This is a genomic window from Kocuria sp. 2SI, from assembly GCF_005502825.1.
Lineage (GTDB): Bacteria > Actinomycetota > Actinomycetes > Actinomycetales > Micrococcaceae > Kocuria > Kocuria palustris.
Window position 1 is genome coordinate 22777 of the sequence record NZ_SCNB01000020.1, and the last position, 23772, is coordinate 46548.

The window sequence follows — 23772 nt, forward strand, 5'->3', positions numbered from 1 at the left end:
GTCTGCGTGGGGGCCTGTCCGGCCTCGGCGACGGCGGCATCGGCATCGGCCTCGCCGAGGCCCCACAGATCGAACTCCAGCTGACCGGGAGGCGGCATGCGGCGGCGCCGGGCCATCACCACCACCCCCGCACGCCCGGCAGCCCGCCGCCCCTGCCCGCTCGTGACCGGGGGCCGGTGGTGGTGTGGGTGGGTGCTCCGGGGGTCATGAGGCGGGGTCCTCGAGCAGCGCCTCGATCTCGGCCCGGTCCTGCTTGAGCTGGTCGGCATCCGTACGGGCCGGCCACGGCCGCAGATCCGTGATGATCGGTGGAGCCGAGCGCAGCAGGGTCACCCCGGTGCCGAAAGGCAACATCCGAATCCGGTCCGGGGGCATGACCGCGACCCGGCGGATGGAGCGCTGGTTCGACCGTGACCCGTGATCGCCGAGTGTGACGGAGTCGGTGTGCTCATCGCGCTCACCGATGAGCGTGGACAGGTCCTGCAAGTCTCTGCTGTTGGAGGCCCCGCCGAGGATGATCTTCACGATCGCGGCATCCCAGATCGCCCCGGCCTGGGCTTCGTTCCACTTGTCTCTGGCCTGGGCCAGGGATTGGAGCACCGGCATCGTGGTGATGCCCGTGCCTCCGCCCTCGGCCATCAGCGTCGGCAGCGACGGCAAGGGGCTCAGGTTCCCGATCTCGTCGAGGGCCAGCAGCAGCGGCGGGTCCAGGCGGGCGCCCGGGGACCGGGCGGCCATGCGGCGGGCGACCTCGACGAGATCCTCGACGAGCGCCGCCACCAGCGCCGCCGAGGCGCCCGCCCCGGCACCGGTGGCCAGAAGGTAGAGGGTGCCCTGGTCGCGGATGAACTGCGCCGGGTCGAACTCTTCACCCTCGCCGGGGCTGACCGCATCCAGCACGCGCGGATCGGCCAGGGCCGACAGGGCCAGGGACACGCCCTGCCAGATGCTGTCGCGGGTGCGGGGGTCGGCGTCGATCATCGACTCCAGGGAGTCCGCCCACCCCTCGGCGGCGCCGGAATGGTTGGTGAGGATCGCGACCGCATCGGAGGCCGCCGTCGGGTCCAGCGTCCACCGGAACAACTCCGAGGACGGGCGATGATCGAGTGCGGCGGCGTGCAAGAGTGCTTGCAGCGCGGTCTTCGTCTTGCCTTCCCAGAACCCGCCGGACTCGACACCACCCGAGCCGAGCCCGGTCGAGGCGGCCAGGCCCGAGGCACGGATCATCGCGGTCAGCGGGTCCGCGCAGCCCCGGATCGGTGACCAGCGCAGGCCCGCGGGCAGGCCCTCGGCCAGGTGCTGCGGATCGAACACCGCCACCGGGCCGCGCCGCTGCCTGGCCCGGAGCGTGGCAGTCAGATTGTCGGGGCGGGTCGAGGTGGCGATGACCGCACCGGGCGCGTCCAAGATCGCGTTGATGACCACATGCAAGCCCTTGCCGGATCGGGGCGGGCCGAGCACCAACATCGAGTCCTCGACCGAGGCCCACACCTGGCGGCCTTTCGACCGGCCCAGCAGATACCCCACCTCCGCGGGAGTGGGAGTCTCCAGCGAAGGGCGCAGCGTCCCGGCCCGCTTGAGCAGGGCCTGGGAGGAGGCGCTCTGGTCGATCTCGCGCCGGTTGGCCGCGCCGGCGACCTTCCGAGGGTCGGTCTCGACCTGGTGGACATGGCGACGCACCCGTACCCAGGTCCACCCGCCGAGCGTGCCGAGCCCGACTAGCACCACCCCGGTGACCAGCCAGTACCCGAGCGTGCTCAGCCCGGCCGCGTCCAGGGCTCGGGCGGGGTCTGCCGGGTTGAGCAGCACGGCGGCACCGGCGGCCAGTCCGGCACGCGGTTGCGGTGAGCCGGTGAGGAACGCGGTGATCGACCCGCCCAGGCGCAGGATGAGGGTGAGGCCGAACATTCCGATCAGCGCGATCATCGCGGCGTTGGTCAGCTCGTCGCCGAAGCCACCGGACTGGCGTCCCTGCGGCGAGCTCACGACAGCGCCTCGACATGCACGGTGCCCGAGACCCGCCCGACCAGGACGACCTCCCCGGCCTCGCGCAGTCCCGCACGCGCGATCACCGCCCGGACCCGGCCCTGCCCGTCGGCCTCCGTGCCACCGGTGATCACGGCGATGGCGATGTCCTCGCCGGGCACGAACCCGGTCGCGGTGACCTCGACATGCCGGGTCGGCTTCGCCTTCTTCGGTGTCGCCGGCGGTGACGCCGTCGCCGGTGGCTCTGGTCGACGCCGGGCGGCGTGGACGATGTCGGTGAACGAGCTGCCGTCCGTCTCGCGGACCTCGATCCGCACCGGCACGCGACGCTCGTCGGTGACCGTGTCGAGCAGTTCCCCGAACCTCGCCCGCGTCCAGGGCCTCTTCGGCGAGCGGGGTGGGAGGTCCTTGCCGTCGACGGTGACATCCAGGGTTCCCGCGTCCGTGGCCGTAATGACCACGTGCGGGAGCACCGGCGGCACCGCGGGCAGATCCGCCTGCTCGGAGCCTCGCGTGCCCGTGGCCTCGCCGTCGTCGGTGCCTTTCCGGTGCCGGTGCTTCCTGCCGGGTTCGTGTGTGCTCATGACCGCAGGTGCACACCCGGCCTCCCCGCACGCCCGAGGGCCTCATCGTCTGCTCAGCAGCGGGCACATTCATAGGTTCTGCCGCGGGCACGGTGCCTGTGGCAGAACAGGAGAATCGATGACCATGGACAACGCCGCACCCAGGCCCGCGTGGCTGCGCGAGTCGTGCCCGTCATGGTGCACCGGCGATCACCACCGGCAGATCCTCGCCGCCGACCGCGGCCACTTCGGGGAGCTACGCGAGGTTCCCGCTATCACCCGCCGCTACCGGCATGCCCCCGACTGCGATCCGGTCCCGATCGTCGACGCTGGTGCGCTGGTCCTGGCCGCCAGCCGTGGGATCGGGGCCAGAGACACGTGGGTGGCGATCGGGACCGAGTATGAGCGCATCGAGGTCACCCTCGAGAGCGCGCTGCGTCTGCTGGACCAGCTGGCCGTGTTCCTGAACGGACTCGACCCCGCCACGGATAGGTGAGGCTAGTGCGGGCCGGGCACCACCCTGCTGGGGGTTCCCGGCCCGCACCCGCTCAGAGACCGCGCCCAGGCTGCGGCGGCTCGGGACCGGACCGGTCGACCACGGCGAATGCCTCCCGCAGCGCATCCCGGCGCGCCACCAAGTGGGCGGCCTGCGCCCAGTGCCGGACCAGGCCCAGGAGTTCCTCGACGTTCTCGGGCTTGACCTCCCAGCTGGAATTCTCATGCCAGTAGGGCGAGCCGTCCTCGCGCGTGCTCAGCGTCTCCTCCCGCCACAGCCACGAGGAGAGCACCGGTACCTGGCCCGGAACCTTGGTCGTGGTGACTTCTTCGATGGCGAAACGGCGGCCGGGGTTCCGCGCTGCGGTAGAGCACATGGTGCCCACCGGTGACGAGACCGATGAACCCGCCGCCATACGGCTGCGGCTCCTCACGCCGGTAGTCCACATACCGCCGGTACGCATCGGCGATGTCTGCCAGACCGAGACGCAGCCCGTACTCGCCACCTGTCGCCGGGCTGCGCTCAGCCACGTCCTGCTCCCTCCCGTCAGATCCGGCCTCGGGTGCATGTGCCAGGTTCATTCGAGGCCGTGGAGTGACACGGCCGTTGCCGGTCTGGCCCCTGGGGTGTCGTGTCAGAGGCTGCGTTCGGTCCCCCGCGGGATCGGGGCCGGACCGTGAGGGGCGAAGGCGGAGGCGGCGTCGTCACGGCGCGCGGTCGTGCGCGCCTGTTGCGCCCACTGCCTGGCACGGTCCAGCAGCTGCTCGAGGTCTTCGGAGGCGACCTCGCCGTTGCCGTGCGCGTGCCAGTACCCGCCCCCGGTAGGGCGCGTCCGCAGACTCTCATCGCGCCACGTCCACGAGGTCGGTATCTGCTCTTCCTCCGATTCCTCGTCGGCGTACTGCTCCTCGATCGCGAACCGGTGCTCGGCGTCGTCGAGACGGTAGAACACGTAGTGCCCGCCGCCGAACGCGCTGGGATCTGAGTCGGTGAGCTCCACGTACCGGCCGTAGTCCTGGGCGACCTGCTCCAAGCCATGCCACAGCCGCATCATGCGGTCTTCGAACCCGCTGCGTGCGTCCTCATCCATCGGTTCCACCTCCCCGGGCCCCGGACCGCCGTCGGCGCGTTCTCCGGCGCCCTGCGCCCTGCCCGGCCATTTCGTATTGCCCCCGAGGTGCACGATCTGCCACCACGACCCCAGCGGGCCGATCGATCACGGGCAGGGCGTGAGGGTGCCGCTCGGTGCACACCGCACAGCCGGTGCAGCGAACACCTCTGGGGCGCAATCGACCTCCGGCGCGTTCCCTTCGTCGCCTGACCGGCGGTTACAGCGAGGGGGCGGCAGGCCCATACACCTGTGGGCTCCGGTGCTGGGCATGGAACGGGTTCGGCGGCGCCGGTGGCGGGGGCGCGTCGAGGGCGTCGGTGATCTGCCGGGCATCGCTGGTGAGCATCGCCGTGCCTGCGGCGATGAGCTGATGGGGCCCGGCGCTGGCCGCACTGGTGACCGGACCGGGCACCGCCCCGACGACCCGCCCCAAGGCGTGCGCGTGGCTGGCAGTGCCCAGGGCTCCGGAGCGAGGACCGGATTCGACCAGCACTGTCGCCCCGGCCATAGCCGCCATCAGGCGCGAGCGGGCCAGGAACCGGGTCCGGGTCGGTGTTGCCTGCGGTGGGAGCTCGGTCACGAGCAGGCCCCGGTCGCCGATCCGGTCCAACAGATCGGCGTGGGCGCGGGGATACGGCCGGTCCAACCCACCAGGAAGCACCGCGATGGTGTCACCGCCGTGGGCGAGAACCCCGCGGTGAGCGGCGCCCTCGATGCCGAAGGCCCCACCGCCGACGACGACCTTCCCCGTCGCGGCGAACTGGCCGGCGAAGTCGCTGGCGACATGCTCCCCGTACGAGGTCGCCGCCCGGGTTCCGGTGACCGTGACGGTCTCCCGGGTGCGCGGGCCGAGCAGGGTCTCGTTGCCGAGAGTCCACAAGACGTAGGGGGCGCGATCGGTGAGATCGTTGACCCCGGCAGGCCAGTCCGGATCGGTCGGGATGAGCGTGCCGTAGCCGGCCTGGCGGGCATGATCGAGGGCTTCCAGCAGGCCGTCGCCCATGCGTCGGGCGTGCTGGTCGCGCCAGATCATCGCATCCGCGCGGCCCAGCAGCGGCACCGTGTCCTGGGACTCGAGCAGCCGCACCGTGCCCACGGCGCCGGCGAGTGCGAGCACCCGCCCGGTCACCGCATCGCCGGGCTCGGCGATCATCGACAACACCATGCGCGCTTCCCGCTCGTCCTGGAGTTCCTCGGCCAGTCCCGCCATGTCGATGTCCTTCCATGATCGTCGTCACCGGTCAGGTGCGCCTGGACTCACCAGGTCCCGCTCGCCGTCACCGAGGCACGGTGGATGGATCGGTTCACAGGCCCCATCCGTGGTGCGGTGGGCCGGCGCGCGGGGGCGTGGGTGGTTCCGGGCCTGGACGCTGCGGCGCTTGTTTCGGTGCGGGGTAGTGGATGCTGAGCACGTCGCTGGCGCCGAGCACGGCCTGCGCGGCCCCGTCTCGGATGAGTTCATTCGGAACTTCGCTGGCTGGGCTGGTCACCGGTCCTGGTACGGCCCCGACGGGTCGGCCCAGCTCGCGGGCGCGATCGACGACCGCGGCGGCGGCCGAGCGGTCGTCGGCTTCGACGAGCGTGACCGATCCCGAGAGCGCGGCCTCGATCCTCAATCGGGCGAGGATGCGGTCCGCATCGTGCCCGCCCTCACCCGGCGGGCTCTCGCTGAGCAGCAGGCCTTGAGCGGCGATCTCGTCGAGGGTCTGGGCGTTGCTGTCCCTTCCGCGAACGTCGATGCCGCCGGGGATGACGGCGATGGTGCGGCCACCGTTGCGCAGCGCCGTCTCATGCACGGCGGCATCGATGCCGGGCCCACCCCCGGCGACGACGACGCCCCAGTCATCGACGAGGTCGACAGCGAGCTCGCTGGCCATTTGCCGCCCGTAGGCGGTGGCGTTGTGGGTGCCGGTGATCGTGAGGGTCTGGGCGAACGATTGGAGCAGTTCGGTGTCGCCGGAGGCCCAGAGGATGTACGGGGCACGGTGACCTAAGTCGGCGAGTCCGGGCGGGTAGTGCTCGTCATCGGGGATGAGCGTGCGGAGGCCGGACTTCTCCGTGCGGTCGAGGGCCTGCTCGATCCTGTCGGCGTCGATCCGTGGGCGCTGCCGTGTCCGCCATAGGCCGGTCTCGACCCTGTCCAGGCCCGGGATCGGATCCTCGTCCTCGAGGAGCCGGAGGGTTTCGAGCGCGCTGACGGTGGTGAGCACGCGCCCGGTCAGCGGGTCGCCGGGGCCGGCGATGGCCGCGAGCGCGATGCGTGCCGAGCGTTCGTCGCCGGTGATCTGGGTCAGGGCCGCCATGAGGGTCTCCTTCGGTCCTCAGTCAGGTGTGCCCGTCGTGTCGTGAGCCCGGTAGTGGTCGCGCAGCACTCGGATGTCCTCATCGGAGAAGACGAGGACCCCGGATCTGCGCGTGATCGCCGAGCACGGCATGACTGAGCCCCAACCCGGAGGGCTGGTGATGAAGACCCGGTGCGCTGTCCCGGTCTCACACGCCTCACACTCCTCGCCGGAGTTCTGGGGGTGGCGGCGATGGAGCAGCCAGAGCGTGCCGATCGCCAGGGGCGCATTGAGCAGGCCCGGTGCGCCCGCCCACACCGCGTCGGCGAGGACACCGTAGACGGCCCACACGGTGGCGTTGGCGAGCACGCACACCTGGCCGAGGCTGCTGATCCCGGCCAGCCTCTCCGCTCGGTGCCGGTTCACCCAGGTGTGCCGGGCCTGCGGAAGGAAGAGCACGAACGAGAGCACACTCCCGCACGCGCCTACAATCGTGGTGAGCTCCATCAGAGTCCCATCTCCGTGCGGATATGGATTCCGGGGCCTGGGCCTAGCGGGAATCAGTCATGCGGCTTGTCGTGTCGAAGAGCTCGTATTCGGCTGGGTGGAGTTGATGTTGCGCGACGAAAGCCCTGTCCTTGATCTTCCACAGCCCCTGACCGGTCGTCAGCTGCGGCAGGAGCTGGCGTTCCGTGCGGGTCAGGCCCAGGGTCTCGGCGGTGATGCCGAGCTGGTCGCTTTCCTGCCGATAGATGATCCGTGTTTCGGCATTGGCGAGCAGAGAATTCGCCAGAGACCGCATCGCGCTACCGGAGTCGCCGACGTTTTCCAAGTCGCTGAGCTTGTGGAAGACGAGCATGTTGGCGATCCCGTAATGTCGGGCAAGCCTCCATTGGGAGTCCATTCTTTTCAGCAATGACGGGTACTGCATGAGTCGCCAGGCCTCGTCGTAGACCACCCACCGCTGCCCGCCAGCGGGGTCGAGCAGCGCGGCTTCCATCCACGCCGAGGAACACGTCATCAGTACCGAGATCAACGTCGCGTTCTCGGTCACCCGCGAAAGATCGAGCGAGAGCATCGGCAAGGTGGGATCGAAGCGGACCGTCGAGGGGCCGTCGAACAATCCACTGAGATCCCCGGCGACCAGCCGGCGCAGCGCATGACCGACCAGACGTCCGTCTTCCTTCAGCCGTCCATCGGGGTCCTCGGTGGGGTCGAGGATGTGATCGACGATCATCGGCAGAATCGGGACGCTGTTCTCACGCACCGTCGCAGTCAGGGCCTGATCGATCGCGGTGTGCTCCAGGGGCGTGAGTCCGCGGGCGAGGACGGTCTCGGCGAGCGCGCCGATGAGGTCCCGGCGTCGTGCGGCGACCGTGGTCGCCCACTCGGCATCGCTCATGTCCCGGGGGCGGTAGCCCTCGTCGAGAGGGTTGAGCCGGGCCGAGGCCCCGTGGCCGAGTGCGATCGCCTTCCCACCGACGGCCTCGGCGACTTTCGTATGCTCTCCTTTCGGGTCCCCGGGTACGTAGACGCGGCGTCCGAACGGCAACGACCGGGTGTACAGCGACTTCGCCAACGACGACTTGCCGGAGCCGACGATGCCGGCCAACACGATGTTCGGCGCGGTGATGACGCCGCGTGCGTAGAGGACCCAGGGGTCGTAGACGAAGCTCGCGCCCGAGTACAAGTCCTGGCCGATGAAGATCCCGTTGCTGCCCAATCCGCCTTCGGCCAAGAAGGCGTACGCGTTCGCCAGGGTCGCGCTGGTGTCCTGGTGCCGCGGCAAATGTAGCCGCGCCGGGGTGCGTAGCTGTGCGGGGCCGGGTTCCCCGGCGGCGGGCAGGTAGCGGGTGGCGCGGCGTTTAGCGCGTTCGGCCTCGGCGCGGGCCTTCGCCTCAGCGATCTCGGCCCGGCGTCGTTCGGTCCGGATCCGTGCGGCGGCCTGGCGGCGCTGCTTGCGCAGGCGCCTGCGTTCGGCCGCCGGTGCGACCAGGACCGCGGTGTGGAGCTTCTCGTCTCGCTCGGTCACCGTCCCAGCCCCCGCTCCTGCGCGACCGCGGCCACCCCGGGATGCCCGAACCAGGACGCATCGGGAAGCTGCCGTCCTCCGGTCTGGCTGCCGGTCGCGGGGCCTGCCGAGTCGGGACCGCCGATACCGTCGACGCCGCTTGCACCAGGGTCGTCGGGGTCGAGTGGGAGGGTCTGGCGGCGGTAGAGCGCGATCTGGGGCGGGGTGGAGCCGTACCTCAGCAGGTAGGTGTCGGCGTCGACCCGGTGGTCCATCGAGCCTGCGGGCGGTTCGTCGTAGACGTACCCGTTTTCCAGTGCCTCGGTGGTCGTGGCCTCGCCGCGGTCCCACGTCGTGAGGTGGTCGAGGCCGGCGGAGACGCCGTCCCGGTCGATGCGGTCGAGGGCTGCCTGGGCCTGCGCACCCTCGAGGCGCACGACCGAGATCCACCGCTGCTGCGTGTCGGTTCCAGGGTCATGCCAGGCGATGCGACCGGATGCTGCCATGGCGGTGTCGAGGTGGTTCTCGGTCAGGTCGGCCAGCGCGCTGGCCTCGCGCAGCCAGGCGGACGCGACGCGCGCGTTGAGCACACCGGCGTCGTGACTGCCGTCATCGTCGTGCGCGCGGTCGCGGTGCGTGAGGTGGGCGTCGGCGAGCTGGTCGAGGACCTGCCGCAGCGACCGGACGCCGCTGAGCAGATCCCCGAGCACGCCGTAGAGGTCCTGGGGGTGGTCGAACGCGCGGCTGGCATGCGCGAGCCCCCGCAGTGCCTGCGAGGCTTCGCCGGCGTCCGCGACGGGGTCGTAGAAGGTGGGCATGACGGTTCCTCCCGGTTCATGGCGATGGGATGTCGGTCAGGTGCCCGCCCCCTCCCCACCAGCCCGGCCTGGTGAGCGCAGGCAGTCCAGAGGCGTTGCCAGAGGGCTCGGGAGCGCCGGGCCTCCGGGGTGGGTGTCTCCGGTTGGCTCGTGTTCCTGGGTGAGCGCCGGTTACAGGCCCGGTCCGGGGGCGCGTCTGCCGGTGGTGCTGCCCGGGTGCTCGAACCACGACGCGTCGGCGCGTCCTCTCGTCGCCGCGTGGTCGCGGTGGCGTCCCGGTCCGGGACTGGGCGTGGTGGGGTGCAGCGCCTGTGGCAGGGGCGGGGCGAGGGTGGGGCCCTGGCCCGGTTCGTCCCAGTGCGAGAGGCCCGCCCAGCGGCCTTCCGGGTTGATGCTGAGCTGGTAGGCCCCGACCTGGAACACCCGCTCACGGCCCGGTGGCGGTTCGTCGTAGGCGTACCCGCGCTCGAGCTCCCGCCTGATGGTGGGGTCTCCGTGGTCGGCCTGGGCGAGGTAGGCGACAGCGGCCTCGGCGCCGTGCTCGTCCAGGAGACGCATCGTCCTCGCAGCGGTCGTGCCTTCTTGCAGGGTCACCGTCCGCCAGACCCCGCGCTCGGATAGGCTCCTGTGGGCCTGGGAGGGGTCGATCTCCTCGACCACCGGAGCAGTCGGAGCGGGTGTCCAGTCGATGTGGTCTGTCAGGTCCACGGCCTCACGCAGCAGTTCCTCGACCCCGCCAAGCCCCTGGGCCGCTTCACGCAGGACGGCGTAGGCGTCCGCGGCGGTGGCACGGCCGGTGGCCAGGTCACCACGGAGGCTGATCGCCCGGCCCTGGTGGGCCGTGTGGGCGTCGGCGAGCTGGGCCAATGTCGTCTGCAGTGCCCGCATTCCGCCGCGGAGATCGTGGATGACGGCAGAGAGCTGGTCGGGATCCTCGATGTCGCGCGTGGCCTCGGCGAGCATCCGCAGCGCGGCATGGGCGGACTCGGCATGCTCGGCGGGGTTCGTGGCCATGATCGCTCCCTCCTCGGTGATTGGCCGTGCCCATCAGGTGCACGCGTTCCCTGCCCGGTCCCAGCGGGGTCAGACCCTTCGGCACAGGGGTAGCGCGGCGGCGGTGAATGCTTGCGCTTGCTGGCCGACGAGGCGGCGGGTCTCGCAGGAGGACTGGACGGCGGCCTGCTCGATCGCTGCGATCGCGGCATCGAGCTCGGCGACGGTGGGCGCGGACACCGAGATCAGGCCCGTGTAGCGCAGGACGCCGTGGCCGGCGGTCAGATCGGCTTCCTGCTGGAGCACGTCCTGATACTCGGCGCGCTGGCCGGCGTCCTCGATCTGCCCGATCCGGGCCCGCTGCGCGGCATCGGAGACGTACTCCGTCTTCTTCTTCCGGATGTCGCGGGCGGCCTGGTCGGTGCGCATCGGCGTGCAGATCAGCGACATCGACCGCTGCACGCCGGTGGAGAGCAGCACCGGGGACAGGAACGTCGGATATACCAGCGAGCGCGGCCACTCACTGATCCACAGCACCGCGTGGTAGGCCGAATCCGTGCGCAGGTGGGTCCACGTCTCGGCGACCGCGACCGGGCCCGCTGTGGCCAGCTGTTGCCCGATCTCCCCGTGCCGTTCCAGCGTGGTCGCGACCGAGGGGTCGTAGGCCGAGCGCAGGATCACCGCGACCTCGCCGGAGGTCAGCCACGCCGAGGGTTTGAGCTCGGCCGAGCGCAGGGCCGCGACCAGCGTTGTCATCTCCTGGCGTAGCACCTGGGCTGCCCCGCGCATGCCGCCGCCGGCGGTGCGGATCTGCCGGGCCGCTGATTTCATGTCGAGGCTGAGGCTGATCGTGGAGGCGTGGCGTTCCCCGGCCGGGCCGGCGCGCTCGATGAGCTCGGCGTAGGTCGTCGCCGCCCATGACCCGTCACCGCTGCCGTGGGCGGCCCACCATTCGGCCAGGCCGCTGCCGGAGTCCGGCAGGGTCCGCTCCAGCACTTGCAGCGTCGCGACTCGTCCGGACCGGCACACGGTGGCCAGCACGCGCCCCCAGGCGTCGACCCGGCGTCCCTGTTCGGCCGGGTCGAGCAGGATGAATGCCGGATGCGTGACGGTGCACAGCACCGTGAGTGTGGCCTGGGCGGGGTCGTGGATCATACATGCCCCGGTCTCGGGATCGCTGTACTCGCGCAGGCGCCCCATGTCGCCGGGCAGGGCCAGCGTCCCGGCCGGGCGCGGGGTGACGATGCGGCGCCGGTAGAGCAGCTGCCCGCCCGTGGTCCGCCACAGCCACCAGAACGCGATCGGCAGCCACTCGACGATCGGCCGCCCGCCGAGGGGAATCCAGGTCACGGCAGCGGCCAGCACCCAGATCGGTGCCGAGACCAGCACCCGGATCCCACCCCCGGCATAGAACGCGGTCACCAGGCTGGCCGCGCCGATGCCCAGGGCGATCAGCTGCGACACCGACAGGCCCAGCAGGACTCCACGCCGGGTCAGCCGGGAGAACTTCACCGGATCCAGCTCGGTCGAGGTCTTCTCGTTCGTTGCAGACACCTGTCCTCACTCCTTCCCGGGCTTCGGTGGCGTGCTGGGGTCCTCCGGCGTTGAGCGCGGCTGCGGCGGTGAGGGCCGCGGCGGAGGCGTCGGCTGGTCCGGACCGGACGAAGGACCCGAACCCGGGCTCGAACCCGTGCCGGGGCCGGGGTTCGGGGGCGTCGGAGGTGGCGGGGATGAGGAGGCCGGCTGATCGGCGGAGTCGGCGGCCGTCTCGGCCTGATCGGCGATGGCCTTGCCCGTCTGCGGGCCGGCCTCCGCGGTCTTCTTCACGGCCTCGGCACCGAGGACGACGGCTGCGGCCGGACCGGCAGCGGCAGCCCCGCCACCCGCTCCCGCACCGCCGGCACCCGCACCTTCCGCACCGCCTGCACCGGCGCCGGTGCTTCCCGAGGAGGCCGGGGGCGGGGTGGGCTTCGAGCCGGAGGTCTTGCCGCCCTCGCTGCTGCCGCCGGGCGAGTCGGACTTCTTGTCGTCGAGGACCTGCTTCGGCTCGTTGCCCTGCGACTTGCCCGGCATCGGCACCGGCCGGTTCAAGGCCTGCTTGGCGTCCTGCTCGGAGCCGGCCATCGTGTAGAAGTCGGAGCCGATGAAGGACAGGAACCGATAGCAGATATAGGGGGCAAAGCCCGCCAGCGCCATGAGCACGATTCCGGCCAGCGGGTCGCTGATCGAGGCGATGTCCCCGTCGATCGGTGCCGAGACCTGGGTGACAGCGACCAGCAGGATCACGACGAGGACCAACTTCGAGCAGATCAGCGCGATGACGAACATGGCCCACTTGCCGATCCACCCGCGCGCGTGATCCCAGCTCGCCCCCGAGAACGCCAGCGGCGCCAGGGCGATCGCGACCAGCAGCAATGCCTTCCTGACCAGGAGGGAGAGCCAGACGATCGCGGCGGCGGCGATCGCCATCGCCCCCAGGAAGATCCCCAGGATCGCGGCCACGCCCGGCGCGGTGAGATTGAGCGCGGTCAGGCCCGCGACGAGCACGGCGATCTTGTCGCCCATCGACTCGGTCGTCTCGCCGGCGGCTTGGATGATCCCGACGCAGAGCTGATCGACGATCTCGAGCGCGAGACCGGTCAAACTGATGACGACGAACGACCCGATCACCGATTTCACGAGGCCGAGCGCGGCCCTGCTCAGCGCTGCCGGTTCCCGCCGAATCAGTCCTTGGATGAGCTGGAGGCAGAAGAAGACCAGCATGAGCATCACGCCGATGCCGAAGAGCAGGTTGTAGACCGACACGTACTCCGGACTGGAGACATCGACCAGCGTCGTGGTGTCGAAGACGGTCCACACGGCCTCGAACATCCAGCCGGCCGTTTCACCCAGTGACCTGGCCAGCCAGTCGAATGGCGCGGTGATCAACGAGGCCGCGGCTTCACCGGCGGAATCGCACACATTCGAGATGACGGGAATATCGCACACACCCATCAGGAACCTCCCAGGCGGAAATGGAGATGGGTGGAATCAGACGCTCTGGCCGACATCCCAGAAGAACTGGATCAGAGTCACCGAGGCGCCACAGATCACCGCGGCACCGCAGGAGATGAGAACGCCGAGCTTCCCCCTCCCCGCGAGATGCGGGTTCGAGGAATTGGAGCCGAAGCCCCAGACGATGGCCGAGATGATCAGCGCCAGAACGCTGAGGATGAGACCGATGGTCATCACGGCACCGACGATGGTGCGCAGCTGGGCAATACCCGGAAGGCCGTCGTCATTCGGGGCGATATCGATATTCGCCACGAGCAGTTCCGGGGCCGCGAGAGCGAAGGTCAGGAAGTCGAGCACGAGAGCACTCCTCACACAGAGTTCCCGCATCGAGGCGGGGTTGATGAGCGGAAACGGGGTCGCTCATCAGGTGCCCGCCACCACCCCTGCGAAGTGAGCGCCCCATTGCGCTGCTGCAGAGGTCCCCGCGCGCCGGGTCCGGGGCGAGAGCAATCGAAGGGGTGAAGCCCCGGCGCACGGCGTGACCGATGACTGCAGAGACCGGGTGGGCGCCCAGGTCCGCGGTGCCGGTCCGGCTGAAGTGAGGCGGTGGCCGCCCGACTACGGAGGGCGGCGTCGAAGCGGGCGTGGACGGCGCCCGTGCCCTCAGCGAGAAACGGCTCCGTCCGACGCGATCACTCGTCGATGAGTGAGTTCGCGTTCGGCTGTCTCGGTGGTCCTCCGCCGATCAGGCAACTGGGCGCAGGGGGCAGGGAGCAGGGAGCGGTGGGGAGGGCGAGCCGGTGGACTGCGGCAATGGGTCCCGCCTGGTGGTGTGGGTCAGAGTTGCTCGCCGATGGCGATCAGCCAGTTCATCCACGCGATTCCGCACCCACCCAGTGCCGCGGCGCCGAGGGCGACCAGCACTCCGGTCTTGGCCTTGGAGGCGGCCGCGGCGTGGCCGGTGGCCGCGGCTATGGCCCAGACGACGGCCGAGACGATCAGCATCAGCACCGCGGTGACCAGGATGAACATCAGCAGCGCGCCGATCACGGTCTCGAGGTCGGTGAGGCCGTCGAGCCCACCGAAGTCCGGGGTCACGTTCATCGCCGCACCACCGATGCCAGCGAAGAGTCACGATGCTCCATATCCATATCCGCCAGGTACACCGCCACCACCGACCACGATCCCGCCGAGAGGCGAGTACCGGCTCGCCTGCGGGCAACGTCGTCCCGGCGTGGGCCGGGGACCGGATCTGGTTACATGCCCGGTGGTGGTGGACCCGTGCGGTGCTGGCCTGCGGGAGGAGGCGCCCAGGGGTCGTCGGTGGTTATCGTGCGGGGCCGGGCGGCGTCGAGGTGGGTGCGCCACCGGGTGAGGAGGTCGCGGTCGTCGGCCCAGGCGTCGCCGAGGGTGTCGGCGAAGTCGCGGCGCTGGGCCCACTGCCGGTGTTCCTCGGGACCCCGGGCGCGCAGCCAGGACTTTGCTTCCTCGAGCCGGTCCAGACGGACTCGCAGCAGCCCGGTGACGGCATGGCCCATGTAGTCCGGGGCCGTGCCCGTATCGCGGTGCAGGCGCCAGGCACCGAACAGCCACGCCCGGTCGCGGTTGCGTTCGGTATCGGTGAGCGCGAGGGCGTGCGCGTGCCGCCAGTCCACCTCGCGGCTGGAGCCCAGCCAGGCCAGGCTCTGCGCCAGCTTCGCCGCCTGCCGCAGGTGGTCAGGAAGCGGGTCGTCACGGTGGGTGCGCCACTGGTTGACCAGGTCGTGTTGGAGCCGCGTATAGGTCTCGTCGTCCTCGCTGAGGTCGGCGCTCAGCAGGGCGCGGTCCCGTCTCGCGTACTCGCAGGGGTTGACCGTCTCCAGCCAGGCGTGGGCCTGCAGCACATCGGATAGACGTGCCTCTTCCATGCCTCCGGGTTCCTCGTCTGCCATACCGACCAGGTGCACGAATCAAACACATCGCCACCGATAAGGAAAATGTTAGAATCCATTTAGCGTACCGGCGAATTTCGCCACTGCTAACCCGGCGATAGTAGTTTATTCGCTGACGGTAATGTGTAGGTGGTCGTAATGTCCGCCGGTGATATCCGAGGGGTCGTGCATTCCGCCGCCGTTGTATTCCCGCCATCCTTCGTCGTCGCGCTTGAGCGACCAGATCTTTCCATCCCAGATCAGGTATTCGACGCCGAGAGTTTCGGCATTGTCCTTGACCCAGTTCGTGACATCCCACCCCAGTTGTCGCTGTTCGGGAGTGGGGTGTTGCCCAATGGGATTGCCGAAAGTGATGTCACAGGCCCTGCCCAGTGGATGCTCGGATTTCGTGCCCGGGCGGGGTGAGTAACACGCCCAGCTCGTGTCGGGGAAAGCGTCGAGGGTCTGCTGATAGACATGCAGCATGCGGGCGGTGATCTGCCCGTCGGTGGTGGGATCGTCGACGAGCCGGTTGGGGTCGCCGTCACCGATCGGGTCCGGTTCGCCGCCGGGGCCGCTGCCGTCCTCCTCGCAGCTCTCGTCATCGGGGCCACCGGGAGGGCCGCCCTCGGCCTCGGGCAGGTCGGCTGCGTCATTCTGGTTCAGCCAGGCGGCGGGATCGATGTACTCGCCATCGGTGCCGCCCTCGCGGACTTCGAAGTGCAGGTGCGGGCCGGTGCTGTAGCCGGAGGAACCGACGTCACCGATGTGCTGGCCAGCGCTGACCCGGTCACCGGTCTCCGCGTAGATGCCGTCTTCCCACATGTGCGCGTACGCGGTCGCCACCTGCTGCCCGTTGACGTGGTGCTCGATGACGATGAGCCCGCCGTAGCCGCCAGAGAACGAGGCGACCGTGACGGTGCCGTCGGCGGCGGCGAGGATCGGCGTGCCATCGGGCGCGGAGAAGTCCGTGCCCGTGTGCAGCTTGTATTCCCCGGTGATGGGGTGCTGGCGCATCCCGAACGGGCTGGTCATCACCCAGGTGTCGGCGGGCAGGGGGAACACGACCCGCGAGGTCTCCCCACCGGTTACCGGTGCTGCCACGGCGGCGGCCTCGCCGGTGCCCGTGGTCGAGCCGGTGAGCGTGTCGAGGATCGTCTCGGCGGCGGGTTCGTAGTTCTGGTAGCGGTCGGGGTAGGCGCTGACCTCGACGGCTTGGGCGGCCTCGCCCTTGTCCATGTCTTCCCAGCCGGGGATGTCGAGCAGCCCGCGCGGGGAGCCGCCGTTGGGTCCGTCGGGGCCGCCGAAGAACGCCTGCGACTGGTACTGGGCATCCATCAGCTCGGCGACCGTGCCCCATCCGCTGCCAGGCCGCATCTGGAACAGGCCCAGCGAGTCGTGATCCGATCCGGTGCCGTCGTGGGGGTGGTCCTCGGAGCCGGGGACCGTGGAGTTGGCGAGCATGCGCAGGCTCGACTCGGTCAGGGCGGCCATGAGCGCGATCTGGATGCCGTCGCGGCCGACCCCGTCGATCCCGGAGCCGGTCTCGATGATCGTCGCGGCATGGGTCAGCTGGTCCCGGTTGAGTGCGACCTGCTGGCCGTCGGCGGTGGTAACGGTGAGCTCGTCGGGAACGTCCCCGATGGTGACGCTGCCGTCCGGGTTGACGGTGCAGGTGGTGCCCGCGGCGGGGTTCATCAGCACCGCGACCCCGACCAGGCCCAGCATCGGGGCCAGCAGCACGAGCGCGAGGGCGATGATGAGCAGCTTCTTGACCATGCCGGCTCACCGCAGGGGGTTGTCCAGCTCGGACAGCCGCGCCACATAGCAGCTCGCCTGCCCTGTGTCGTCGGTCTGTGCGCTGGGTGTGGGGGTGGCTGGGGGTGGGCAGACCAGGAAGATCGTGAAGCTCACGGGGTGCTCGCTGGTGACGTCCTCGCCGTTCCAGACGCCGGTGCGGTGGCGGGTGCCCTCGATGGTGATCGCCGTCGCCCCGTCCGGGAGCTGGCCGGGTTGGGCCTGGGCGAGCGCGTCGTCCCAGGCGTCGGGCACATAGGCGGAGGTGATGCTCAGGTGCTGGCGGGTGGCGTACTGGCGCAGATCCGTCCAGGCGTCGCGGCTGGGCAGGTAGGCGGCGACATCGGAGGCGAGTCCGGCCTGCTCGGTGCCGCTCGGGTCGCCGACGTCGAGGATGACCGCCGAGTAGTCCAAGGGCATGAGCCCGGAGGCGGTGTCCCAGGCGAAGAGGGTCTCGGCGACGGTGCGCGCGAAGTCCTCTGGGTCCGCGCTCGGCGGGATCGTCGCCAGCCGTCCGGGTGTCGCCGAAGGGCCCGCCGGTGAGCTCGCCGTCGGGCCCGGCGGCGGGGTGGGGTCATCAGGGGGTTCGGGTCCGAGGATCAGCCCGTAGAGGCCGGTGGCGACCAGGAGCAGTGCGGCGAGGCCGCCGGCGATGAGGGCGATCCTTCGCGCCCGGGTGCGCGGGTCAACAGGTGCGTCGGGGGTCTTCATACCGGCCAGGTGCACCCCGCCCGCCCCGGGGGGTTCAGATGGCGCGCAGGTGCGCCCGCCCGGTCCCGGCGGCCTCGCTGGGCTGTGTGCGCGCGGCGTGCAGCTCCTCGGCGAAGCGGGCGGTGGCCTCGGCGGCGGCGAAGAACGCGTCGAGCTGCTCGTCGGTGAGCCGGGCGGCCAGTTCAGTGGCGTCGTAGTGGTCCCACCAGGTGGCCAGCTGCTCGGTGTTCATCACGAACGAGCGCATCGACCAGCGCGCAGCCGGCTCCTCACCCTCCCCGACATCAGTGTCGGCGTCGTCGGTGGTGGCGTGGCGGACCCGGGCCAGGGCGGCCTGGGCGAGCCGGTCCACATCCTCACTGTCCCCAGCGGCTTCGGGCGGGGGCGTTGTGGCGGCGCGGATGCGCGTGTAGGCGGGGTGGACGGGCCCGCCGGCCTCGATCTGTGTCAGCGCGGCGGCCGCGTCCTGGCGTACCTGCTCCGGCTGGTCGGGGTCGGCGGCGACGTTCTCGAGGTAGCCGATCTTCTCCAGTGTCATGAACGAGGCGCCGCCGGGAATCATCGCGGCGGCCTGCTCCCGTGCCTTGCCGCGAGGCCCCAGTGACGGGGGTGAAAATTTTTCACCCCCGTCAGCTCCCGGCTGATGGTCGCTGCTGAACCGGGTCGCCGCGTCACGGCGCGCGGCGTTCTCGGCCATGAGCGCCTTGATCTCCCGGTACAGGGCCGCGGCCTCACGCGGGTCGAGGTCCTTGTGGAGTTCGTTGTCGTCCTGTTCGGCCAACAGGTGCTCCAGGCGGGTCGAGACGTTCGAGCGCACCCACACGCCCACCGTCCGCCATCCCAGCTGCTTGATCGCCGCGAGCCGGCGCGCCCCGCACACGAGCACCCCGTCCGGGGTGATCGTCGGCGGCTGCAGCAGACCCTTGCGGGCGATCGAGTCCGCGAGCGCGTCGAGGTCGCCGAGATCCCGGCGGTGCCGGTGACCGACGACGATCGACTCGACCGCCCGGTCGAGCACGATTTCCCCCGAGTGCGTGCTCACGCCGGTGCTCCTCCCGGCGCCGACAGCGCGATCGTGAGCACGAGGTCGTCATCGCGCAGCAACACCGGCACGGTCTCGCCGATGAGCAGGCGCAGCAAGATGCCCTTGCCCAGCCCGGTCACGGCGTAGGCCGGGTTCGGGTTGCCGAGCAGGACCTTCAGCAGGGCCGACCACGACTTCTTCGGCAGGTCCAGCAGAGCGCGGGCATGCCGGTCCCGGCGCAGCGCCTCGTAGGCGGTCTGCCTGCTCCCGGCCCGGGCCAGGGCCTGGCACACGTGCTCGATACCGGCCCGGGCTGCCGGTTCGGGCCATTCCAGGCGGATGAACAAGCGGATCGCCTCGTCCATGGCCGCGCTCGCGCTCATCGCCAGATCCGCAAGCGCCGGAGCCGGTTCCTCGGCCTCGTCGCCGAGGTGGTGGTCGGTGACCTGGAAGGCGGGGTGGAAGTCGATGAGCGGGTTGTCCTCGTCGCGGTCGGCGAAGCGTTCGGCGTCATGGAAGACGGAGAACTCGGGGCGGCGGGCCTGGTGGGTGGAGCAGAGCATGCCCTGCCCGCGTTCTTCGGCGACGCAGGTGATGCGCACGGCGTGGGTGACCACCGCCCACGGGTCGCAGGCCTCCCGGGTGGCGCGTTTGCGCATCACCTCGAACGCCGCGGTCACGGCCTCCCAGGGGTCGAGGTGATGCTTCTGGGCCAGGGCCCGGTACTTCTCCGCGGTGAACTGCATCAGCTCCGCGGCGACAGGGTCGTGAATCCATGCCCCCGGCCCGGCCTGGTGGAGCCGGTGCAGGAGCTTCCGCAGTCCCTCGCTGCTCGTGAAGTCCTCACCCCTGGGCCTGTCCTGCTTCGACTGGGTTGTGTGCGTTGTCATGGTCGGCACCTCCTGCAGGACAGGTGCACGCGTGAGCCCAGCGCGGGCGATACCGCTGTCGAGGATGACCCGGGCGTCCATGACCGTGCTCTCTTGCCTCAGCTCATCCCGACCCCGGAGCGGGTAGCACCACGGTCGAGGCCGCCACGCCGGCCGAACGCAGCCACCGGCGGCAGCTTGCGTGCGGCGGCTTTCGTCCGCTCGAGCAGCGGGTCGCGGATGCGGTGGGTCAGCTCGGTGTGCAGATCGATCCCACGCCCGGCGACACGGGAGGTCTGCCGTGACATCAAATCCGACATGCGCACCCACTCCACGCCCCGAGCCCGGTGCTTCTGAGCCTTCTCCACCTCGGCCTTCTCCACCTCGTCGGTCTTCTCGGTGACGCTGGCTTCTTCCACCGCGTCGGGCGTTCCAGCCGACTCCAGCCCCGACTCCGGGCCCGTCTTCGTCTCGTGCGGTTCCCGGGCGCGTTCCTGCTCGTAAGGATCGGGGCCCTCGAGGTCGTCCTGACTGCTCATCGCGGATCTCCTTCCGTCTCTCGTGAGGAGCCGGTCTCTTCCTGCTCCCCGGTGGTATCGGAGAGGTACTCGCGGCCAAGCCAGCGCCCCACCGTGCTCGGATGCACCTCGAGCTCGGCGGCGATACGCCGGTTCGACCACCCCTCAGCACGCAGCGCGGCCGCCCGCTCACGCCGATCCGCCCTGCCCGGGACCTCGCTGCTCGCCGTGCTCTTCGGACCGGCATCCGGTCTCGGAGCTGCTCCCGTCGCGCCGCTGTCGGCTTCGCGGGTGTGCGCGTTGACGGTGGCCGAGGACGGCTCCGGAGGTGCGGGCCGGGGCGGCGAAGGCAGTGCGGGGCCTACCGGAGCGCTGATGCCGTGCGGGCCCGGGGCGGGGTCGGTCGTCTGCGGGGCCGGGGTGTGTGGGCTGCTGGGCTGGGTCGAGCGGATCAGCACGGTCGTCAGGTGGGTGCTCGCCAACAGCGTGACCGGTGGGACCGCGGCGACCACGGCGGCCAGGGCCGCGGGCACGTTCGAGGCTCCTGCGACGACCGCGTGCAGCGCGTTCGCCGTCACCGACACCACCGCGCCGGCGATCAGGAGCGACCACGGGTACCACGCGGTGCGGTGCCCGTCCAGGGCGACCGCGGCGACCGTGGAGACCACGATCAGCCCGTCGACCAGCAGCGGCCATGTCCATGCCTGCTCGGCTGCGATCCCGGAGCGGTGAGCGAGATCCGCCAGCGCCGTGAACGACAGCCAGAACGCACCGGCCGCGATCATGATCGTGCCACCGGCCGCGATCACCACCGGCCATCGACGATCCCTCGACAGCATCGCCATCACAGCCCCCGACCCACCGGTGTTGCGGGCTGAACGGTTCGCCGCCCCGACTGCTCCGGCGGACCATCGGCAGAGGCGTGTCCGTGTGCTGGGCCGGAGACGGTGCGGTAGGCCGATCGCACCGTCCGGGTGACCTCCCGGTCACCGAGCCCAGCGTGTACCGCGGCGTCGGCGAGGACGTGGAGGGCATCCGAGGGGGCGACCCCGTTCTCGGCCAGGCGGCAGGCCGCCCAGAACAGGCCCGCGTTGCGTTCGCCTTCCTGCCGGTTCGCCACCCAGGCTGCCAGCCGCTCGGCATCGGCCTCGCGCCGGAGTCCTGGATGCGCCACCGGCCGGGGTGCGGATCGGGGGTCGAGGAAGTTTCGCAGCGCCTCGGAGTCGATCGTCGACGACGGGCCGGGATTGACCGACTCGACCCGGTAGGAGACCGTCGATCCGGAGATGGACCGCAGCGAGGGCGGGACGATGACGTACCCGCCGTCACCCCGGAAGTCCACACCCGCCCGCCCGGCCTGCCAGGAGCGCTGCTCGACGCCCGGCGCCGCCGGATAGTAGGCGTGCATGCCTCCCGTGGGGGTGCGCACCAGCATCTCCCACCCGGAGACGAGGCCGGCCTGTTGCGCCCGGCGTATCGCCTGATAGCCATCGACGCGCCCGTGTCGGTCGACGTCGACCGTGACCATGCCCGATGCCTGACCGGTGGGGATGCCGATCGAGGCCAGCGGGGCGCGCCGCCACCACGTCTCGACCTGGTCGAGGTCCGTGCTCGCGTCGTGGAACCCACGCGCGGTCATCGGCCGTTTGCCATAGGGCTCGCACGGGAACACCGGCACCCCGCGTCGGGCGAACTCGTGGGCGGCCACCGGCACGCTGTCGGACTCGCGCAGGTTCGCGAGGACCGAGGAGACAGCACCGTGCTCGGCCATCACAGCCCGCGCCCGTCTCCCGCCCTGACTGGCGACCGTGCCGGTTCGGGCAGCGGGTCACGCCGCCTGGCCGGTGAGCGTCCTGGCCGATCAACGGCGGTGTCGCGCCCGGTGCTCTCATGGGTCAGGCCAGGTGGGGTGCCGTCGGTGATCTGAGTGGTCCCAAGCCGATCCAGGATGCTCGTGGCCGTCTTCCGGACACGCTCGCCGGTGGCCTTGACGACCTCGCTCGGGTCAGTCCCGTCGACCCGTGCGGCCCATGTCGCCACGTACGGGATGGTGTAGCCGGTGGTGTCCATGCCGTGCGCGGCGCCGACCATGAGAGCGACGGACTCGGCCTCGACCTCGGCGATACCTCGGTGGGCGATGGCATCCTCGTTCTCGGGGCCGTGCATCAGAGCGTGCCCGAGCTCGTGGGCCAAGGTCTTGACCTGCGCGGCCGGGTCCATGTCCTCCCGGACCGAGACCGTGTGCTCGGTGAAGTTCGTGACCCCGTTCGCCCCGCGAAGCGATGTCGCGTCTGGGGCTCGGACGAGCTCGAATCCCTCTTCGCGCACCTGGGCAGCCAGGCCCTCCCACAGGCCGGCCGGTGCCTCCCCTTCGAGCAATGTCGGCGAAGGAGGTTCGGGGATCGGTGTGCCCTCGGTCTGGGAGACATCCCAGACGTAGGCCGGGCGCACGCTGACCATCTTCGACCGGACCACTTCACCCGGACGCGGCTTCTCGCCGCGCTCCAATCGCCGCCAGGACTCCGGGTCCGATGGAGTCGAGGAGGCGAACCGGGCCTTGACAGGTGCGTAGATCTGATAGCCAGCCTGCCCACGCTGGACATGGCGTCCCAGCTGCTCCCACTGCCGATACCCGGCTACATAGGAAGGCAGCGGTTCGGGAACCCTGCCCTGTTCGAACGCTTCCAGGTGTTGGGCGAAGATCAGGAGCGTGTTGTTGAAGGACCGCGACCGGAACCGTGCAGCGAACCGCAGTGCTCGCGCCCAGTCCTCGCCGGTCACCAACTGCTCGACGGCGCCGGTCAGACGCTCGTGCAGTGCCTCGAGCTTCTCCTCCCGTGCAGCCCGGGTGTCCTCTCTCGTCGCCATCGGGGCCTCCCTCCGCCGGAAGCCGTCCCGGTCTGGGACAGCCATGCGATAGCGAGGTGCGCCAGGACTACCTGTGGTGGCCGAACTGTTCAGCCGATCTGCGGTTCAGGATCTCTGAAACCGGTGGTACTCCCGGCGTGGACGTTTTGTTATAGCAACCCTTCGAGGCCGTCAGGGAGATACCCTTCGTCTATGTGAGTAGATCGCCCGCAATCATGAGAGGAATGCCGTCATCACGCCGCCGTGTCGACTTGACGGCGATAGTCGCGTGGCGCTAGCCCGGTTGCTCGACGGAACATCAACGCGGCATGCCCGCGGTCACGCCATCCCACTCGATAAGCGATATCGCCGATCGGTAGATCCGTCGTGCGCAGGAGCCTGGCCATCTCTTTAATCCGTTGGCGGGATTGAAACGCCAAAGGCGTCATGCCGTATGCGTCGAGGAACACTCTGTGTGCTTGTGCCGGGGACAAGTGCACTTTGGCGGCGAGTTCAGCGACGGTCCAATGTTCGAACATCTCCGTCTCAAGCACCTCGCGGATGTGCTGTGCCTCCGTCCGCGTGGGTCGGAACCGTCGCCGAAACATTGGTGCCGGCGCGGCTTGGAGCCTGGTCCCTTCAAGATCCGCCAGGTCCAGAGCGAAGAATGGTGTTAGGACATCAAATATCGACGCGAGGTACGCCTGCATTCGAAAGAAACCCTTTACGGGGCCTTCACAGCTGAGTGTGGGTAGCGGTCTTCCGCCAGGGGCGATGACCGCCTGCGGCGAGCAGGGCCCGTAACCGGTAGTTGTCGAAGTTACGGAAGCCGCGGGCGACGC

At 70.2% G+C, this 23772-nt stretch carries 25 protein-coding genes; 1 reads left to right on the top strand and 24 read right to left on the bottom strand.

Annotation, left to right across the window (positions count from 1 at the left end; all coding sequences use genetic code 11):
• Positions 1-204: 204 nt before the first annotated feature.
• A complete protein-coding gene (locus tag FFS25_RS10690) occupies positions 205-1986 on the bottom strand; it encodes a TraM recognition domain-containing protein (RefSeq protein ID WP_137802903.1) in 1782 nt (593 codons plus the stop codon).
• Complete coding sequence (locus FFS25_RS10695; RefSeq protein ID WP_249933868.1) at positions 1983-2570, bottom strand: hypothetical protein; 588 nt, start codon at positions 2568-2570, stop codon at positions 1983-1985. Before FFS25_RS10695 ends, FFS25_RS10690 begins: the two co-directional genes overlap by 4 nt.
• A 118-nt stretch (positions 2571-2688) precedes the next feature.
• Between FFS25_RS10695 and FFS25_RS10700 the strand changes: the two genes are divergently transcribed.
• Positions 2689-3045, top strand: coding sequence for a DUF6907 domain-containing protein (locus FFS25_RS10700; protein ID WP_137802904.1), 357 nt, complete (start codon positions 2689-2691; stop codon positions 3043-3045).
• Between the two features lie 52 nt (positions 3046-3097).
• Here the strand turns inward: FFS25_RS10700 and FFS25_RS10705 are convergent, their stop codons facing one another.
• The 22 genes from FFS25_RS10705 to FFS25_RS13450 form a co-directional block, all read right to left on the bottom strand.
• Positions 3098-3421, bottom strand: a complete 324-nt coding sequence (locus FFS25_RS10705) for a hypothetical protein (protein ID WP_137802905.1) — start codon at positions 3419-3421, stop codon at positions 3098-3100.
• 258 nt (positions 3422-3679) lie between these two features.
• Entirely contained in the window at positions 3680-4135 is a 456-nt protein-coding gene (locus tag FFS25_RS10710) for a hypothetical protein (protein WP_137802906.1), read from the bottom strand.
• Positions 4136-4373: 238 nt separating this feature from the next.
• Positions 4374-5366: a DNA-processing protein DprA gene (locus tag FFS25_RS10715; RefSeq protein WP_137802907.1), complete on the bottom strand. Its 993-nt coding sequence runs from the start codon at positions 5364-5366 to the stop codon at positions 4374-4376.
• Between the two features lie 94 nt (positions 5367-5460).
• Entirely contained in the window at positions 5461-6459 is a 999-nt protein-coding gene (locus FFS25_RS10720; RefSeq protein ID WP_137802908.1) for a DNA-processing protein DprA, read from the bottom strand.
• 18 nt (positions 6460-6477) lie between these two features.
• Positions 6478-6945 (bottom strand): hypothetical protein, encoded by a 468-nt coding sequence (locus FFS25_RS10725; RefSeq protein WP_137802909.1) that lies wholly within the window; start codon positions 6943-6945, stop codon positions 6478-6480.
• A gap of 43 nt (positions 6946-6988) precedes the next feature.
• Entirely contained in the window at positions 6989-8470 is a 1482-nt protein-coding gene (locus tag FFS25_RS10730; RefSeq protein ID WP_137802910.1) for a putative type IV secretion/conjugal transfer ATPase, read from the bottom strand.
• Positions 8467-9267 carry a hypothetical protein gene (locus tag FFS25_RS10735; protein WP_137802911.1) on the bottom strand — a complete coding sequence of 267 codons (801 nt, stop codon included), beginning with the start codon at positions 9265-9267 and terminating at the stop codon, positions 8467-8469. Before FFS25_RS10735 ends, FFS25_RS10730 begins: the two co-directional genes overlap by 4 nt.
• A 171-nt stretch (positions 9268-9438) precedes the next feature.
• Positions 9439-10281, bottom strand: a complete 843-nt coding sequence (locus FFS25_RS10740; protein WP_137802912.1) for a hypothetical protein — start codon at positions 10279-10281, stop codon at positions 9439-9441.
• Positions 10282-10350: 69 nt separating this feature from the next.
• On the bottom strand, positions 10351-11814 hold the full coding sequence (locus FFS25_RS10745; protein WP_137802913.1) for an SCO6880 family protein: 1464 nt from the start codon (positions 11812-11814) through the stop codon (positions 10351-10353).
• Between the two features lie 6 nt (positions 11815-11820).
• A complete protein-coding gene (locus FFS25_RS10750; protein ID WP_137802914.1) occupies positions 11821-13254 on the bottom strand; it encodes a conjugal transfer protein TrbL in 1434 nt (477 codons plus the stop codon).
• Between the two features lie 36 nt (positions 13255-13290).
• Entirely contained in the window at positions 13291-13611 is a 321-nt protein-coding gene (locus tag FFS25_RS10755; RefSeq protein ID WP_171004176.1) for a DUF6112 family protein, read from the bottom strand.
• A gap of 480 nt (positions 13612-14091) precedes the next feature.
• Entirely contained in the window at positions 14092-14358 is a 267-nt protein-coding gene (locus tag FFS25_RS10760; RefSeq protein ID WP_070574172.1) for a DUF6112 family protein, read from the bottom strand.
• A gap of 152 nt (positions 14359-14510) precedes the next feature.
• Positions 14511-15161 (bottom strand): hypothetical protein, encoded by a 651-nt coding sequence (locus FFS25_RS10765; RefSeq protein WP_137802915.1) that lies wholly within the window; start codon positions 15159-15161, stop codon positions 14511-14513.
• 129 nt (positions 15162-15290) lie between these two features.
• On the bottom strand, positions 15291-16943 hold the full coding sequence (locus tag FFS25_RS10770; protein WP_137802916.1) for a M23 family metallopeptidase: 1653 nt from the start codon (positions 16941-16943) through the stop codon (positions 15291-15293).
• 6 nt (positions 16944-16949) lie between these two features.
• Positions 16950-17672: a hypothetical protein gene (locus tag FFS25_RS10775; RefSeq protein ID WP_137802917.1), complete on the bottom strand. Its 723-nt coding sequence runs from the start codon at positions 17670-17672 to the stop codon at positions 16950-16952.
• Between the two features lie 34 nt (positions 17673-17706).
• Entirely contained in the window at positions 17707-18714 is a 1008-nt protein-coding gene (locus FFS25_RS10780) for a ParB N-terminal domain-containing protein (protein WP_137802918.1), read from the bottom strand.
• Positions 18711-19586, bottom strand: coding sequence for a hypothetical protein (locus FFS25_RS10785; protein WP_137802919.1), 876 nt, complete (start codon positions 19584-19586; stop codon positions 18711-18713). Before FFS25_RS10785 ends, FFS25_RS10780 begins: the two co-directional genes overlap by 4 nt.
• A 98-nt stretch (positions 19587-19684) precedes the next feature.
• A complete protein-coding gene (locus FFS25_RS10790; protein ID WP_137802920.1) occupies positions 19685-20104 on the bottom strand; it encodes a hypothetical protein in 420 nt (139 codons plus the stop codon).
• Entirely contained in the window at positions 20101-20922 is an 822-nt protein-coding gene (locus FFS25_RS10795) for a DUF2637 domain-containing protein (protein WP_171004179.1), read from the bottom strand. Before FFS25_RS10795 ends, FFS25_RS10790 begins: the two co-directional genes overlap by 4 nt.
• A gap of 5 nt (positions 20923-20927) precedes the next feature.
• Positions 20928-21854 carry a bifunctional DNA primase/polymerase gene (locus FFS25_RS10800; protein WP_171004177.1) on the bottom strand — a complete coding sequence of 309 codons (927 nt, stop codon included), beginning with the start codon at positions 21852-21854 and terminating at the stop codon, positions 20928-20930.
• A complete protein-coding gene (locus tag FFS25_RS10805; RefSeq protein WP_137802922.1) occupies positions 21854-22951 on the bottom strand; it encodes an ArdC-like ssDNA-binding domain-containing protein in 1098 nt (365 codons plus the stop codon). The genes FFS25_RS10800 and FFS25_RS10805 overlap by 1 nt, the downstream gene beginning before the upstream one ends.
• A gap of 233 nt (positions 22952-23184) precedes the next feature.
• Positions 23185-23469, bottom strand: a complete 285-nt coding sequence (locus tag FFS25_RS13450) for a helix-turn-helix transcriptional regulator (RefSeq protein WP_171004178.1) — start codon at positions 23467-23469, stop codon at positions 23185-23187.
• Positions 23470-23772 lie beyond the last annotated feature (303 nt).

Bases quoted from the DNA above. Each gene is read 5' to 3' on its own strand.
- FFS25_RS10695 (WP_249933868.1), bottom strand. From the start codon at position 2,570: ATGAGCACACACGAACCCGGCAGGAAGCACCGGCACCGGAAAGGCACC.
- FFS25_RS10700 (WP_137802904.1), top strand. From the start codon at position 2,689: ATGACCATGGACAACGCCGCACCCAGGCCCGCGTGGCTGCGCGAGTCG.
- FFS25_RS10705 (WP_137802905.1), bottom strand. From the start codon at position 3,421: ATGTGCTCTACCGCAGCGCGGAACCCCGGCCGCCGTTTCGCCATCGAA.
- FFS25_RS10710 (WP_137802906.1), bottom strand. From the start codon at position 4,135: ATGGATGAGGACGCACGCAGCGGGTTCGAAGACCGCATGATGCGGCTG.
- FFS25_RS10715 (WP_137802907.1), bottom strand. From the start codon at position 5,366: ATGGCGGGACTGGCCGAGGAACTCCAGGACGAGCGGGAAGCGCGCATG.
- FFS25_RS10720 (WP_137802908.1), bottom strand. From the start codon at position 6,459: ATGGCGGCCCTGACCCAGATCACCGGCGACGAACGCTCGGCACGCATC.
- FFS25_RS10725 (WP_137802909.1), bottom strand. From the start codon at position 6,945: ATGGAGCTCACCACGATTGTAGGCGCGTGCGGGAGTGTGCTCTCGTTC.
- FFS25_RS10735 (WP_137802911.1), bottom strand. From the start codon at position 9,267: ATGCCCACCTTCTACGACCCCGTCGCGGACGCCGGCGAAGCCTCGCAG.
- FFS25_RS10740 (WP_137802912.1), bottom strand. From the start codon at position 10,281: ATGGCCACGAACCCCGCCGAGCATGCCGAGTCCGCCCATGCCGCGCTG.
- FFS25_RS10750 (WP_137802914.1), bottom strand. From the start codon at position 13,254: ATGGGTGTGTGCGATATTCCCGTCATCTCGAATGTGTGCGATTCCGCC.
- FFS25_RS10760 (WP_070574172.1), bottom strand. From the start codon at position 14,358: ATGAACGTGACCCCGGACTTCGGTGGGCTCGACGGCCTCACCGACCTC.
- FFS25_RS10765 (WP_137802915.1), bottom strand. From the start codon at position 15,161: ATGGAAGAGGCACGTCTATCCGATGTGCTGCAGGCCCACGCCTGGCTG.
- FFS25_RS10770 (WP_137802916.1), bottom strand. From the start codon at position 16,943: ATGGTCAAGAAGCTGCTCATCATCGCCCTCGCGCTCGTGCTGCTGGCC.
- FFS25_RS10775 (WP_137802917.1), bottom strand. From the start codon at position 17,672: ATGAAGACCCCCGACGCACCTGTTGACCCGCGCACCCGGGCGCGAAGG.
- FFS25_RS10785 (WP_137802919.1), bottom strand. From the start codon at position 19,586: ATGACAACGCACACAACCCAGTCGAAGCAGGACAGGCCCAGGGGTGAG.
- FFS25_RS10790 (WP_137802920.1), bottom strand. From the start codon at position 20,104: ATGAGCAGTCAGGACGACCTCGAGGGCCCCGATCCTTACGAGCAGGAA.
- FFS25_RS10795 (WP_171004179.1), bottom strand. From the start codon at position 20,922: ATGCTGTCGAGGGATCGTCGATGGCCGGTGGTGATCGCGGCCGGTGGC.
- FFS25_RS10800 (WP_171004177.1), bottom strand. From the start codon at position 21,854: ATGGCCGAGCACGGTGCTGTCTCCTCGGTCCTCGCGAACCTGCGCGAG.
- FFS25_RS10805 (WP_137802922.1), bottom strand. From the start codon at position 22,951: ATGGCGACGAGAGAGGACACCCGGGCTGCACGGGAGGAGAAGCTCGAG.
- FFS25_RS13450 (WP_171004178.1), bottom strand. From the start codon at position 23,469: ATGTTCGAACATTGGACCGTCGCTGAACTCGCCGCCAAAGTGCACTTG.